14 protein-coding genes are annotated in these 11,903 nt (G+C 62.4%); 7 read left to right on the forward strand and 7 right to left on the reverse strand.

All coding sequences use genetic code 11. The features are described 5' to 3' along the window. Positions 1-195: 195 nt before the first annotated feature. Both JQ575_RS39470 and JQ575_RS39475 read right to left on the reverse strand, forming a co-directional pair. Entirely contained in the window at positions 196-1,053 is an 858-nt protein-coding gene (locus JQ575_RS39470; RefSeq protein ID WP_212038606.1) for a PCC domain-containing protein, read from the reverse strand. 35 nt (positions 1,054-1,088) lie between these two features. Then, entirely contained in the window at positions 1,089-2,729 is a 1,641-nt protein-coding gene (locus JQ575_RS39475) for an acyl-CoA synthetase (RefSeq protein WP_212038576.1), read from the reverse strand. Positions 2,730-2,941: 212 nt separating this feature from the next. Here JQ575_RS39475 and JQ575_RS45925 point away from each other — a divergent pair, with 212 nt between their 5' ends. Next, positions 2,942-3,070: a hypothetical protein gene (locus JQ575_RS45925; RefSeq protein WP_283813479.1), complete on the forward strand. Its 129-nt coding sequence runs from the start codon at positions 2,942-2,944 to the stop codon at positions 3,068-3,070. Positions 3,071-3,191: 121 nt separating this feature from the next. On the opposite strand, the gene JQ575_RS39480 is transcribed toward JQ575_RS45925, so the two are convergent. Both JQ575_RS39480 and JQ575_RS39485 read right to left on the reverse strand, forming a co-directional pair. Beyond that, complete coding sequence (locus tag JQ575_RS39480) at positions 3,192-3,596, reverse strand: SPW repeat protein (protein ID WP_212038577.1); 405 nt, start codon at positions 3,594-3,596, stop codon at positions 3,192-3,194. A gap of 145 nt (positions 3,597-3,741) precedes the next feature. After that, on the reverse strand, positions 3,742-4,686 hold the full coding sequence (locus JQ575_RS39485) for a tetratricopeptide repeat protein (protein WP_212038578.1): 945 nt from the start codon (positions 4,684-4,686) through the stop codon (positions 3,742-3,744). A 98-nt stretch (positions 4,687-4,784) separates the two neighbouring features. Here JQ575_RS39485 and JQ575_RS39490 point away from each other — a divergent pair, with 98 nt between their 5' ends. Next, complete coding sequence (locus tag JQ575_RS39490; protein ID WP_212038579.1) at positions 4,785-5,054, forward strand: GNAT family N-acetyltransferase; 270 nt, start codon at positions 4,785-4,787, stop codon at positions 5,052-5,054. Positions 5,055-5,074: 20 nt separating this feature from the next. Here the strand turns inward: JQ575_RS39490 and JQ575_RS39495 are convergent, their stop codons facing one another. Next, the gene (locus JQ575_RS39495; protein ID WP_212038580.1) at positions 5,075-5,863 is read right to left on the reverse strand and encodes a fumarylacetoacetate hydrolase family protein; all 789 of its coding nucleotides are present in this window, start codon (positions 5,861-5,863) and stop codon (positions 5,075-5,077) included. A gap of 171 nt (positions 5,864-6,034) precedes the next feature. Here JQ575_RS39495 and JQ575_RS39500 point away from each other — a divergent pair, with 171 nt between their 5' ends. Beyond that, a complete protein-coding gene (locus tag JQ575_RS39500; RefSeq protein WP_212038581.1) occupies positions 6,035-6,199 on the forward strand; it encodes a DUF1127 domain-containing protein in 165 nt (54 codons plus the stop codon). 79 nt (positions 6,200-6,278) lie between these two features. On the opposite strand, the gene JQ575_RS39505 is transcribed toward JQ575_RS39500, so the two are convergent. Next, positions 6,279-6,656, reverse strand: coding sequence for a DUF3597 domain-containing protein (locus JQ575_RS39505; RefSeq protein ID WP_211996720.1), 378 nt, complete (start codon positions 6,654-6,656; stop codon positions 6,279-6,281). A 296-nt stretch (positions 6,657-6,952) separates the two neighbouring features. Between JQ575_RS39505 and JQ575_RS39510 the strand changes: the two genes are divergently transcribed. Beyond that, positions 6,953-7,882, forward strand: a complete 930-nt coding sequence (locus JQ575_RS39510; RefSeq protein ID WP_212038582.1) for a DUF2189 domain-containing protein — start codon at positions 6,953-6,955, stop codon at positions 7,880-7,882. A gap of 269 nt (positions 7,883-8,151) precedes the next feature. Then, the gene (locus JQ575_RS39515; RefSeq protein WP_212038583.1) at positions 8,152-8,967 is read left to right on the forward strand and encodes a lytic murein transglycosylase; all 816 of its coding nucleotides are present in this window, start codon (positions 8,152-8,154) and stop codon (positions 8,965-8,967) included. A gap of 58 nt (positions 8,968-9,025) precedes the next feature. Here JQ575_RS39515 and JQ575_RS39520 read toward each other — a convergent pair whose 3' ends face one another. Then, positions 9,026-9,289: a hypothetical protein gene (locus tag JQ575_RS39520; RefSeq protein ID WP_212038584.1), complete on the reverse strand. Its 264-nt coding sequence runs from the start codon at positions 9,287-9,289 to the stop codon at positions 9,026-9,028. Positions 9,290-10,180: 891 nt separating this feature from the next. Between JQ575_RS39520 and JQ575_RS39525 the strand changes: the two genes are divergently transcribed. Both JQ575_RS39525 and trmFO read left to right on the forward strand, forming a co-directional pair. Further along, complete coding sequence (locus JQ575_RS39525; protein WP_016846063.1) at positions 10,181-10,333, forward strand: DUF1127 domain-containing protein; 153 nt, start codon at positions 10,181-10,183, stop codon at positions 10,331-10,333. 135 nt (positions 10,334-10,468) lie between these two features. After that, the gene (trmFO, locus tag JQ575_RS39530; protein ID WP_212038585.1) at positions 10,469-11,902 is read left to right on the forward strand and encodes a methylenetetrahydrofolate--tRNA-(uracil(54)-C(5))-methyltransferase (FADH(2)-oxidizing) TrmFO; all 1,434 of its coding nucleotides are present in this window, start codon (positions 10,469-10,471) and stop codon (positions 11,900-11,902) included. The last annotated feature ends 1 nt before the right edge of the window (position 11,903 follow it).

Below are 11,903 nucleotides of genomic sequence, written 5' to 3' on the forward strand. Positions count from 1 at the left end.
TCGAAGGATGAATCGGCCACAGGCCGGGCCGTCGTCCTTCGAGGCGCGCAAGAGCGCGCACCTCCCGAGCGAACGCACTTGCGTTCGTCCGGGGATGACGGGTTGAGAGCTGAGCGCTTCACGCGCAATGACGGCGGCAGCTGTTTGACATCGGAATCAGCAACAGGCGCGAGCACGCGAGTGCTCCCACACCGATCAAATCACTTCGAGCACCAGCTCCATCGTCATCAGCACCGGATTGTCGCCGCGCATCAGTCGGCCTTCGGCGATGCCGCCGAGATAGTCCACCAGCGCGATATCCAGCGTCGCCTCCAACGTACCGTCGGCGGTTGACACGATGGTGCCGGAACGGATCGCAAGCTCGGTCGCGAACGGCACGACGGATCGGCCATCGGTGAACTGCGCGCCGATCGTGCTGCCGACCCCGCCATGAATCCGGGCCTGAAAGATTCCGTGCTGCCGGCAAAAAGCTTCCAGCGCGCACGCGAAATCCTGGTTCGGCCGCAAGCGCAGCGCAAAGGCCCGGCTCGTGGTGGTGGCATCGGTCGTCGCGCGAGCGACAGGCCCGAACAATTTGAAATTGGTCTCGTTATCCACCTCGGCGGTGAAGACAGCGCCATCGATCCCGAACGCTTCCACCGCGAACGGCTCGGCGACGATGCTCTCCTCGGGCAGGATATGACCGCCATGCAGGTCACCATCGGTCTCGGTCCACAGGCCGTGGCAATGGAAGAACGGCGCGCCGTCGCGCTCGCCAACAGTCATCGCCGCGAACTTGAGCTGCGTGACGCCTTCGGGCCGGAAGGTGTCGCTGTAGAACGCGGCATTGGCGCCGGTCTTGGACAGCGCCGGCATCACATAGGCAAACGGCCCGAGCGCCCCGCCCCGCATGCTCAGCACGCCGCCGGCAAATCCGGCCTCGGCAAAGCCGCGACGCGCGGCTTCCAGCAGCGGCAGGCCGGCCTGCAGCGTGAACGAGGATGCGCGGCCGCGCGCCTCGACCCACTGGATGCGTTCAGGGTTGGGCGGACCGGGCTGGACGATGCTGCGCATCGGCTCGGGCGCCGGCCGATTTGCCTTCGCCGCCGTCATCGTGGCGCGTCTTCCTTGGTAAGATCGAGCAGCCCGCGCGCCTCAAGTTCGTCGCGCACCAGCCGTTTGGGAATCTTGCCGTAGCCGGACTTCGGCAACGCCTCCCAGAAGAAGAAACGCTTCGGCATCTTGTAGCGCGGCACCTTCGGCGACAGGAACGCGGCGAGCTCGGCTTCGCTCACCGCTGCGGCACCCTCGCGCGGGACGCAGACGGCAACGCCGACCTCGCCCCAGAACGGGTCGGGCACCCCAAGCACGGCGACCTCGCCGATCCCGGGATGGGTCAAAATCTTCTCCTCGACCTCGCGCGGATAGATGTTGGAGCCGCCCGAGATGTACATGTCGGAGGCGCGGCCGGTGATGTAGAGAAAACCTTCCTCGTCCATATGGCCGAGATCGCCGGTGCGGAACCAGCCATCGCGAAACGCCTTCGCGTTGGCATCGGGGTTGTCGTAATAGCCGGCGAACACGGCGGGGCCGATCACGCAGATCTCGCCGGTCTCGAAGGCTTTAAGTTCGCGCCCGTCATCGCCCTGGATCGAGACCTGCATGCCCGTGCGCTCGAAGCCGCAGGTGCCGATCCGCGCATGCGGGCTGTCCTCGGGATCATGCAGATTGGCCGGCATGACCGTGATGTTGCCGGTGACTTCGCCGAGCCCGAAATACTGCACCAGCACCTTGCCCAGCTTGTTCAGCGCGGCCTTCTGGTCCTCGCGGTACATCGGCGCGCCGGCATAGATGATGAAGCGGAGCGAGGAATGATCGTAGCGGTCGACCGCGGGATGCTCGACCATCATCTTCAGAATGGTCGGCACCGTGAAAATGTTGCTGACGCGGTGCGCCTCGATCAGCCGGAACGCCTCGTTGATATCGAATTTTTCCGACGGCAGCAGGATAGTCGGCACCCCGCGCGCGGCCTGCACCAGTTGGTGCACGCCGGCGCCATGCGACAGCGGCGCCACCACCAGCGAAGCGTCCTGCTCGGTGGTGCCGGGCATCAGGTCGGCGAGATGGTTGGTGACCACAAAGGCCATCTGGCCATGGGTCAGCACCGCGGCCTTGGACCGTCCCGTGGTGCCGGAGGTGAAGAAGAACCAGCAGGGGTCGTTATAGTCGACCGCGGTATTGGCAAAACTCTCGCCGGCATGCGCCGCAATGGCGGCACTGACGGATTGCTCGCCAAAGCTGCCCTCGCCGATCCGCCAGATGAACTCCAGCGCCGGGTTGGCGACCGCGGCCGCATGCTCCGGGAAATCGCCGTGGCACAAAAATCCTTTGGCGCCGGAGGCGGTCGCGAGATAAGCGACCTCGTCCGGCATCAAGCGGAAATTGGTCGGCACCCAGACCACGCCGAGCCGGAACGCGGCAAACATCGACCAGAACATCTCGTCGCAATTTTTGGAATGGACCAGCAGCCGGTCGCCCTTGACGAGGCCGCGTTCGGCAAGCGCCGCTGAAAGCGCCGAGACCGCGCGGTCGATCTCGCGCCAGGTCCAGGTCCGGTCGCCGTAGATAAAGCCGGTGCAATCGCCATGGCGGCGGGCGTTCTGGGTCACCAGATGCGCCAGATTCATCACCCGGTTCGACATCCGCTCGAGGCCACCGCGCGGCGCGGCTGCGGTTGCGGTTCCCGTCATATCGGCACCGCCGCACTGCACAAGGCAAGCGAAATTATCATCGTCACGCTTCTCAAACCTGATCTGAACGTCCCGGCCGGACGTTAGCAGAAAGCCCGGCCTCTGCCAGCGCGTCCACGCGTCCCTGTCCTGGTTCCGGCTGCGTGCTTATAGACGCGGCTCAAGGGCTGGCTCATGGTGCCCTCAGCCAAAAACGCCGCTGGGAGATCATGATGGCCAATGAAAAAGGCCCGAACATCAAAAAGAAGCAGAAATGCAAGAATTGCGAGGGCAAGGGCCTGGTGAAGAAGGGCGACAACGTCGTGAAATGCCAGCGCTGCAAGGGGACCGGCGTGCGCTGACTTCCCGATTTCCCACGCCGAAACAGACCGGCGGGTCCCCGGGGCAATCCTGTCGCCATCGTCACCGCGCGGCCACCCAGGCCTGCCGATGAGAAAGCCGGCAGGCCCGGTCGCAAGCCACCTACTGCGGATGGTTGGCGAGTTCCTGATCGGTCAGGCGCCAATCCTGCCACAGCTGAAGCGCGCCGAGCAGAGCCACGACTGCACCGAGCATCGCGTGCCAGGCCGGCAGAAACGCGTCGCCGGAATAGCCGAAAACCCACGGTGAAGCGATCAGCCAGAGCCCGAGGGCGATCTCCGCTACCTCCTCCCAGCGCTGCAACGCGACATATTCCAGCTGGGCGAGGCCGAATACCAGCATGCCGACGACGAACGTGTTGAGGATCATGGTGCTGCGATCGGCGGTCATGACCTCGTTGGCCGGCTGCAGCGGAAACCAGGGCGACACCACGATCAGCACGCCCAGCAGCATGCCGAACCAGTCTTCCCACGATCGATGCTTACTGAAGAAACGAAAGTCCGACATAGTAAACCTCCCATTGAAAAGAGGCATACGTCAGCGGCCGGCGATACCTGACATTTCCGATCTCGAACCATATCCGGCCGCATCGGGGCGTATGTCTTGCAAAGGACGTAGGTACACCCTAACCGGTTGCAAGACCACGAACCATCTATTGGACTGCGCCAAGTTGCTGCAGGCCGTCGCGGGCGGTGCGCAGGCTGGGATTGATCTCCAGGGCTTTGCGGAAATCCACGACCGCGCCGGCCTTGTCGCCCAGCCGCATCTTGGCGTGGCCGCGGTTGTTCCAGGAATAGGCGTCGGCCGGATCGTATTGCAACGCCTTGTCGTAATCGGCAATGCCACGCTTGGTATCGCCCTGGTACAGCCGGATCATGCCGCGGTTGCGCCAGCCCCGCGGATCGGTCGGCGCGATTTTCGCCGCCGCGCCGTAATCGGCGGCGGCACGCTCCAGCTGCTCGGTATCGCGATAGACATTCCCGCGGTTGATATAGGCCAGCACGTCAGGCTTCAGCTTGATCTGCATGCTGTAGTCGGCGATCGCACGGGCCGTATCGCGCTTGCGATGATGGAGATAGCCGCGATTGCCGTAGGCGATGGCGAGCGACGGGTTGTGTTTGATGGCGGCGTCGAAGTCGGTCAGCGCACGGTCGAGCTCGCCCTTGCCGAACCAGGCGTCGCCGCGGTTGTTGTAGGCCAAAGCGAAGGTCGGATCGATGCGGATCGCCGCGTCATAGTCGGCCATGGCGTGATCGAGATCGCGCTTGAAGGCATAGACCCGTCCGCGATTGGTATAGGCGCAGGCATAGTCCGGATCGAGCTTGATCGCCTCATTGAGATCGGCCATGGCGGCGTCGAGCTCACGCTTCTCGGTAAGGCCGTGGCCGCGGTTGCAATAGGCGCCGGCGAGCCTCTTGCCGGTCTCGGTCTTGCCATCGATCACGACGCTGCACGCCGTCACCCTTTCATTCGGCGCCGTGGTTGTGCCGACGCAGGCCTGCCAGTTCCGGTCGCCTTCGGCGGATGCGGCTGGCGGTTCCGTGAACGTCAGGGATGCGCCCAGCAGCGAAACGGTCAGGCAAGTCAAAATTCGCATGATGTCACCCCGGCCAGCGATTTCCCCGTTGGTCGCTCGTTTGCATCACGGGGTTCACATGCCTAGATGAATGAAATGAACCGCATGGGAACCCCTCGATGGCCGTCCGCGACAACAAAGCCCAAAACCGCTTCGAACTCGACATCGAGGGTGCGGTAGCATTTGCGAATTATCGGCTGACCCCGTCGGCTGTTATCATCACCCATACCGAGACGCCGAGGGCGCTGCGCGGCCGCGGCATTGCCTCCGAACTGGTCAAGGGCGCGCTGGAATTGATCCGCGCCGACGGCCACAAGGTGATCGCCGGCTGCGGTTTTGTTGTCGACTACCTGCGCAAGAATCCGCAGTTCGCCGATTTGACGGGATAGTCTCTCGCCGGGACGAAGACCTAGACAATCTTGATCGACATATCCGGCAGCCCTTCCAGCTTGCACAGCAGCACATCACCCTTCACGACCGGACCGACATTTTCAGGCGTGCCGGAATAGATGATGTCGCCAGCCTTCAGCTCGAAGGCATCAGACAATTTGGCGATCTGCTCGGCGACGCTCCAGATCATGTTCTGCAGGTTGGAGTTCTGCTTGACGGTGCCGTTCAGCGCCAGCGAGATCGCGCCCTTGGTGAAATGGCCGGTCTTGGCGGCGGGGTGAATCGGGCCGAGCACCGCAGAATGGTCAAAGCTCTTGCCGATCTCCCAGGGCTTCTTCTCGTCGCCCAGCGCGCGCTGCAGATCGCGCCGCGTCATGTCGAGGCCGAGCGCATAGCCATAGACGTGATCGAGCGCCTTCTCCGCCGGGATGTTGGTGCCGCCCGACTTGAGCGCTGCCACCAGCTCTACTTCGTAGTGATAGTTCTTGGTCAGCGAGGGATAGGGATGATCGGCGACACTGCCGATCGCGACGTTCTGGATCGCATCCGTCGGCTTCTGGAAAAAGAACGGCGGTTCGCGGGTCGGGTCGGACCCCATTTCACGCGCATGCGCGGCGTAGTTGCGCCCGATGCAATAGATGCGGCGGACCTGATACACGTCGGTCTCGCCGACGATCGGAATGGTCGTCGCCGGTACCGGAAACATCGACTTCGGGCCGGCCTGCGCAGCGGCCGGAACGCTTGCCGCCGCCCCCGCCAGCGCGAGCGTTCCCGTCGTTAGAATGGTTCTGCGGTCGAGGTTGGTCATGACGATCTCCTTGGTTCACGTTTCTCGTTCAGGCCGTCTCTATAGCCTTTTCGCACAAATTGCATGGCACCTGCGCTTTGCTGCATTGCAGTGAACCGCGTCGCCGCAGCTTGCGACCAACGGCCATCAGCACCGCAAAGGTGCCTCTCACATCCCGAATAGGAAAAGACCATGTTGATCTCTCTGATTGCCGCCATCAGGCGATACGCTCGCTACCGGTCCGAACTCGCGAGCATGAGCCAGCTTGACGATCGTTTGCTCCGCGACATCGGCATCAGCCGCGCCGACCTTGCTAACTCTGCCCCGCGCTACACCGGGCGCCGGCCGTATCCCTGAACGATCGTTCTCGCCTATCCCAAAACAAAAAAGGCCCGCGTCACCGCGGGCCTTTTGTCTGTTGATCAGAGCGAAAGCGTCAGTGCTTGATCTCCGGCGGCAGCTTGCCGCCATTTGCGGCCAGCTTGGTCATCACCTGCTTGTGCAGCCAGATGTTCATGCTCGCTGAATCGTTGCTGTCGCCGGTATAGCCGAGTTCCTTGGCGAGCTCCTTGCGCGCCGTGAAGCTCGAATCGATGTCGAGCGCCTTCATCAGATCTACGATCGAGGTGCGCCACGCCAGCTTCTCGCCCTTGTCGGCCACGGCCTTGTCCAGGATCGGAGCAACATCGATCGTTGCCGCAGGTGCTGCGGATCCGCCGGCGGCAGCTCCGCCTGCAGCCGCTCCGCCGGAAGCTGGCGCCGCGTCTGCCTTGGTGCCGAAGATCGCGCCCATGATTTTTCCGAAAATGCTCATCGTTGGCTCCCAGTGGAATTGAATAGGTATGTCGCTAATGGCACTGTTTGACCGGCAGTACCAGGCCGGGCTCGCCTTGTAGTTTAGCCAGCCAATTGTGGCTTGCCAATGAAACATTCACCGAAGCGTGAGTGCTATTGTCCCGGTTTGGGGGTACCCTGCTGGCTCAGTTCGCGACATGGCCAGTTATTCTTCCCTGTCTTCGCGTCTGGCCTGATCGTGATCATGTTTGGAAACGGCACGTTTGCGCCCTCCAGCGAGCGCAAAATGCGGCCGCCAGAGGGAGAACGACGACCATGGCGATTCCAATTCAAGGCACCTCATATCAAGGCAATGTCGCATCTCTGACGCAGAGCGGACAGGAGACCGCGAACGCGCCAGTGATCCGAACCATCGGCCTTTCCGATTTGCACCGGGCCTTGCAGCTCGGCTGGGAGGATTTCAAGGCCGTTCCAAGTCATGCCGTTATCCTGTGCGTGATCTATCCCGTGCTCGGATTGGTGCTGGCGCGCACGGTGCTCGGTTACTCGGTGTTGCCGCTGTTGTTTCCGCTGGCCGCAGGCTTCGCCCTGCTCGGCCCCTTCGCTGCACTGGGCCTGTATGAGATGAGCCGCCGTCGTGAGAGCGGCGCACAGGCGTCCGCGTTGGATGCGCTCGAGGTGCTGCGCTCGCCCTCGTTCGGCGCCATGCTCGGGCTCGGCGTCCTCCTGCTGGCGTTGTTTGTGACCTGGGTAGCCACCGCGCAGGCGATCTACATAGCGGCGTTCGGCTATGAAGGCGTGACCGGCATGCGGGATTTCGTGACGCGGGTGCTGACGACGCCGCAAGGTTGGTGGCTGATCGTGGTCGGCTGTGGCGTTGGCTTCCTGTTCGCCCTCGTTGCGCTCTGCGTCAGCGTCGTATCGTTCCCGTTGATGCTCGATCGCCACGCCGGCGCCGGCGACGCGATGGTGACGTCACTGCGCGCGGTCGCGCGAAATCCCGTGCCGATGGCGGTCTGGGGCTTGATCGTGGCGGTGCTGCTGGTCGCAGGAACGCTGCCGTTCTTCCTTGGCCTTGCCGTGGTCATTCCACTGCTTGGCCACGCCACCTGGCATCTCTACCGGGAAACCATTGAACCGGAACTCAATCCCCAGCCGCTTCCGCCCCGCGCGCCGCGCGAGCGCAAGCCCGCGGCGGACTTCCCGGCCAATCTGTTTCCCTGGCGGCGCAAGGAAGGCGCATAGGCCTTACAGCGGGTAGCGAGATCAAACCCGCCGGTCGGTTGTCGACCGGCGGTTTTGCGTCCACTCATGCAAGCATTGCGCTAGACCAACGCCCCACGGCCTCGGCCTTCGGGTTCGGAATTGCCTATGAATTGAGCGGCCGGGCCGATGACACGTTTGTGTCAGTGCCGACGAAATGCCGGCCTTGTTTTGGCCGCTGTTGCTCCGAACATTCGGTGTGGTTTCGAGACTAATGTCGATCATGAATCGACTTTGGAGCGAACGACACTATGACCTCTCGCGTTTCTGTTTGGACTTTGGCGCTGGCTGCACTGCTCCTGACTTCGGCAAGCCCATCGATTGCAGCCCCCTGTGGCACCGGCACGTTTGAGGGCTGGCTCGAAGACTTCAAGAAGGAAGCCGCGGCGAAAGGAATTTCGCAGTCGGCCATCCAAGCCGGACTGACCGGCGTCGCGCTCGACAAGGCCGTTATTGCGCGAGACCATTCGCAGAAGGTTTTCAGCCAGAGTTTTGAGGAATTCTCCGGCCGCATGGTCCCGCCCCGGCTCGCCCGCGGCGCCAACATGCTCAAACAATATGGGTCGGTGCTCGGGCGCATTGAGCAGGCCTATGGCGTGCCCGGCGAAGTGCTGGTGGCGATCTGGGGTCTGGATACCGATTACGGCGTCAACATCGGAAAATTCCCGACGCTGCGCTCGCTGGCGACGTTGGCCTATGACTGCCGTCGCACCGACTTGTTCAAGGCCGAGTTGATGGACGCGCTCCGCATCGTCGAGCGCGGCGATATCGCGCCACAGGATATGCGCGGCGCCTGGGCCGGTGAAATCGGCCAGACCCAGTTCATGCCGTCGTCCTACGTCAAATATGCGGTCGATTTCGACGGCAATGGCCGCCGCGACCTGCTGCGTAGCGCGCCCGATGTGCTGGCCTCGACCGCGAACTACCTTGCAAGCTATGGCTGGCAGCGCGGCAAGGATTGGGAGCCCGGCAGCGCGAATTTCGCCGTGATCCAGCAGTGGAATAAGAGCGAGGTCTATTCCAAGACCATCGGCTATTTCGCGACGCAGCTTGCGCGTGCGCCCTGAAGGGGTCGGGAAATCGGAGGGCCAGGCACCGAGGCAACAGGCCCTCCGCCGGGTACGTCTACTTCGCCATACCGATGTGCGCCGCCTTGCTCAGGTGCATGCCGCAGACGCCCATCTTGCCGTTCAGCATAGCGTCCTGAGCCAGGGCGATTTCCTTCTGCGCGACAATCTTGCCCTCGCCGTCCGCCATCGCTTCGATGGCGGTCTCGGTCTTTTCGAGGTTGGGACCGCTGCAGCCGGCGTTCACCTTGGCGGCGTTTGCGGGAGCGATGGCGTAGGCAATGGCAGCCATTGCGGCTGCTGCGATTAATTTATTGAGCATGTTGTTTTCCGTTTTCTGTTTTTGACAGCTCCAGCGTCATTGCCGGAATCTGCGCGACGATTGTTCGCTGGTCGCAGAGAATTGAGGAATAAACTTCGCGCGAGGTGCTGAGCGCAGCATGCAATGCGCTTATGCGAAACGACGCTTTTTCATTACGCCAGCGTAATTCATTACAGCCGCGTAACGACGCGGCGCAGCATGTTGATCGATGCAGCGCCGCGCAAAGATTGCGTTCGACCTCGTCATGGTGCGCGCTACGCCGATGACGATGACCAATGCATGTGGTGTGATGTTGCGTTCAAATCTGGAGCGGTGTTCGCACAGTCTTGGTCTAGCGACACGCCAAGAGAACTGTCGTCACCGCGGATCTGCGGAAGTCATCAGAGGTCGCCAGCCGCAGCACAATGCCGGCGGGTCCCGGCCCTGCTGCTGGGCTAATGCCTCCAACGCGGGGGCTCGTGCCACGGTCGCGCGCTTGCGCCCAAGCCGCCCGCCTTGCCACCATAGAATGGTCTTACATTCACTCTTATATCGAAAACTGCATGCGAATCGCGCATACGAAGCAGGGAGACGATCCGATTTTGTGCAAGCTGGCCAGCCATTGATTTCTGGTGCGCGCGCACCACTTTAAGATGTCGTAATAGTTACTACCGATTAACACAACTGTTTGATTTTGAATGAGTAATTTATATATGGCGAGGTCGGAACCAGCCGCTGGCCGGCCGATCGGGCACCGCTGCCAAAGGGTTAATCAAATCTTACCAAAGCCATGCATTTCTAGCTTAGCTGCACCGCAACATCGGAACTTCTGCACTGCAAAATACCAGCTATATTCATTTCAACGATGAGGCTTTCCTCCAAGGGCTGAATCGTAATTTCAAGGAGACTACCATGTTACTCTCGCTCATCCGCATGATCCAAGCGTTCCGGGACTATCAGCGCAATGTCAGCGAACTGTCCCAGCTTAGCGATCGCGAACTGGCCGATATTGGCCTTGATCGTTCGGACATTCCGCGCGTTGCAGCCGGGACCTATAACGGCTGATCCTTTGTCAGCCGCCTGACGAACGGATAACGCCCGCCTCGCTGCGGGCGTTGTCGTATCTGAGTCTGGATTCCTGTTTTGAAAACGCCATTGCCGCAGGTGCACTTGGCGAGAAAACGCGCTAACCCTGCGCGCATGACCGCAGCCAAGAATCCAACTAACACCGTCCATGTGATCGGCGGTGGCCTCGCCGGCTCGGAAGCCGCCTGGCAGATCGCCAATGCCGGCATCCCCGTGGTCCTGCACGAGATGCGCCCGGTGCGGATGACGGAGGCCCATCAGACCGAAGGGCTTGCCGAACTCGTCTGCTCCAATTCATTCCGCTCCGACGATGCCGCCAACAATGCGGTGGGCCTGCTGCACGCCGAAATGCGTCGGCTGGGCTCGTTGATCATGCGGTCTGCCGACGCCAACCAGGTGCCCGCCGGCGGTGCGCTCGCGGTTGATCGCGACGGATTTTCGGCCGCCGTCACCCGTGCCCTGCACGAGCATCCCCTGATCGAGATCGAACGCACGGAAATCGCCGGCCTGCCGCCGGCCGACTGGGGCAACGTGATCGTCGCGACCGGCCCCCTCACCTCGGCGCCGCTGGCGGACGCGATTCGCGAACTGACCGACGAGAGCGCGCTGGCGTTCTTCGACGCCATCGCGCCGATCGTGCACAAGGATTCCATCGACATGTCGGTGGCCTGGTTCCAGTCGCGCTACGACAAGGTCGGGCCAGGCGGCACCGGCGCCGATTACATCAACTGCCCAATGACCAAGGAACAGTACGACGCATTTGTCGCTGATCTGTTGGCCGGCGAGAAGGTCGACTTCAAGGACTGGGAGACCAACACGCCCTATTTTGACGGCTGCCTGCCGGTCGAAGTAATGGCTGAACGCGGCCACGAGACGTTGCGCCACGGACCGATGAAGCCGGTTGGCCTCACCAATCCGCATAACCCGACCGTGAAGGCTTACGCCATCGTACAGCTGCGCCAGGACAACAAGCTCGGTACGCTCTACAACATCGTCGGCTTTCAGACCAAGCTGAAGCACGGCGCCCAGCAGCGCGTGTTCCGCACCATTCCCGGGCTCGAGGGGGCCGAATTCGCCCGCCTCGGCGGGCTACATCGCAACACCTTCCTGAACTCGCCAAAACTTCTGGACGGCCAATTGCGTCTGCGCGCGCAGCCGCGGCTGCGTTTCGCAGGCCAGATGACCGGCTGCGAGGGCTACGTGGAATCCGCCAGCATCGGCCTGATCGCCGGGCTCTACGCCGCGGCCGACGCACGCGCGCAGTCGCTGGCGCCGCCGCCGGCAACGACAGCGCTGGGATCCCTGCTCGGCCACATCACCGGCGGTCACATCGAGACCGTCGACGCTGGTCCACGCTCGTTCCAGCCGATGAACATCAATTTCGGCCTGTTCCCGCCGCTGGTCAGTCCACCGACCAAGAAGCCGGACGGGACGCGGCTGCGCGGCAACGAGAAGACGGTCGCCAAGAAGCAGGCGATGAGCGCACGGGCGCTGGCCGATCTCGATCGCTGGATCGCCGATCACCTGCGCGTCGCGGCGGCGGCGTAAG

It is taken from the genome of Bradyrhizobium sp. JYMT SZCCT0428 (genome assembly GCF_018131075.1).
Lineage (GTDB): Bacteria > Pseudomonadota > Alphaproteobacteria > Rhizobiales > Xanthobacteraceae > Bradyrhizobium.

What these genes read in the sequence shown, in the direction of transcription:
- JQ575_RS39475 (WP_212038576.1), bottom strand. Translation starts at nt 2,729, where the DNA reads ATGACGGGAACCGCAACCGCAGCCGCGCCGCGCGGTGGCCTCGAGCGG.
- JQ575_RS39515 (WP_212038583.1), top strand. Translation starts at nt 8,152, where the DNA reads ATGACCTCTCGCGTTTCTGTTTGGACTTTGGCGCTGGCTGCACTGCTC.
- JQ575_RS45925 (WP_283813479.1), top strand. Translation starts at nt 2,942, where the DNA reads ATGGCCAATGAAAAAGGCCCGAACATCAAAAAGAAGCAGAAATGCAAG.
- JQ575_RS39500 (WP_212038581.1), top strand. Translation starts at nt 6,035, where the DNA reads ATGTTGATCTCTCTGATTGCCGCCATCAGGCGATACGCTCGCTACCGG.
- JQ575_RS39485 (WP_212038578.1), bottom strand. Translation starts at nt 4,686, where the DNA reads ATGCGAATTTTGACTTGCCTGACCGTTTCGCTGCTGGGCGCATCCCTG.
- JQ575_RS39470 (WP_212038606.1), bottom strand. Translation starts at nt 1,053, where the DNA reads ATGCGCAGCATCGTCCAGCCCGGTCCGCCCAACCCTGAACGCATCCAG.
- JQ575_RS39505 (WP_211996720.1), bottom strand. Translation starts at nt 6,656, where the DNA reads ATGAGCATTTTCGGAAAAATCATGGGCGCGATCTTCGGCACCAAGGCA.
- JQ575_RS39525 (WP_016846063.1), top strand. Translation starts at nt 10,181, where the DNA reads ATGTTACTCTCGCTCATCCGCATGATCCAAGCGTTCCGGGACTATCAG.
- JQ575_RS39520 (WP_212038584.1), bottom strand. Translation starts at nt 9,289, where the DNA reads ATGCTCAATAAATTAATCGCAGCAGCCGCAATGGCTGCCATTGCCTAC.
- trmFO (WP_212038585.1), top strand. Translation starts at nt 10,469, where the DNA reads ATGACCGCAGCCAAGAATCCAACTAACACCGTCCATGTGATCGGCGGT.
- JQ575_RS39490 (WP_212038579.1), top strand. Translation starts at nt 4,785, where the DNA reads ATGGCCGTCCGCGACAACAAAGCCCAAAACCGCTTCGAACTCGACATC.
- JQ575_RS39495 (WP_212038580.1), bottom strand. Translation starts at nt 5,863, where the DNA reads ATGACCAACCTCGACCGCAGAACCATTCTAACGACGGGAACGCTCGCG.
- JQ575_RS39510 (WP_212038582.1), top strand. Translation starts at nt 6,953, where the DNA reads ATGGCGATTCCAATTCAAGGCACCTCATATCAAGGCAATGTCGCATCT.
- JQ575_RS39480 (WP_212038577.1), bottom strand. Translation starts at nt 3,596, where the DNA reads ATGTCGGACTTTCGTTTCTTCAGTAAGCATCGATCGTGGGAAGACTGG.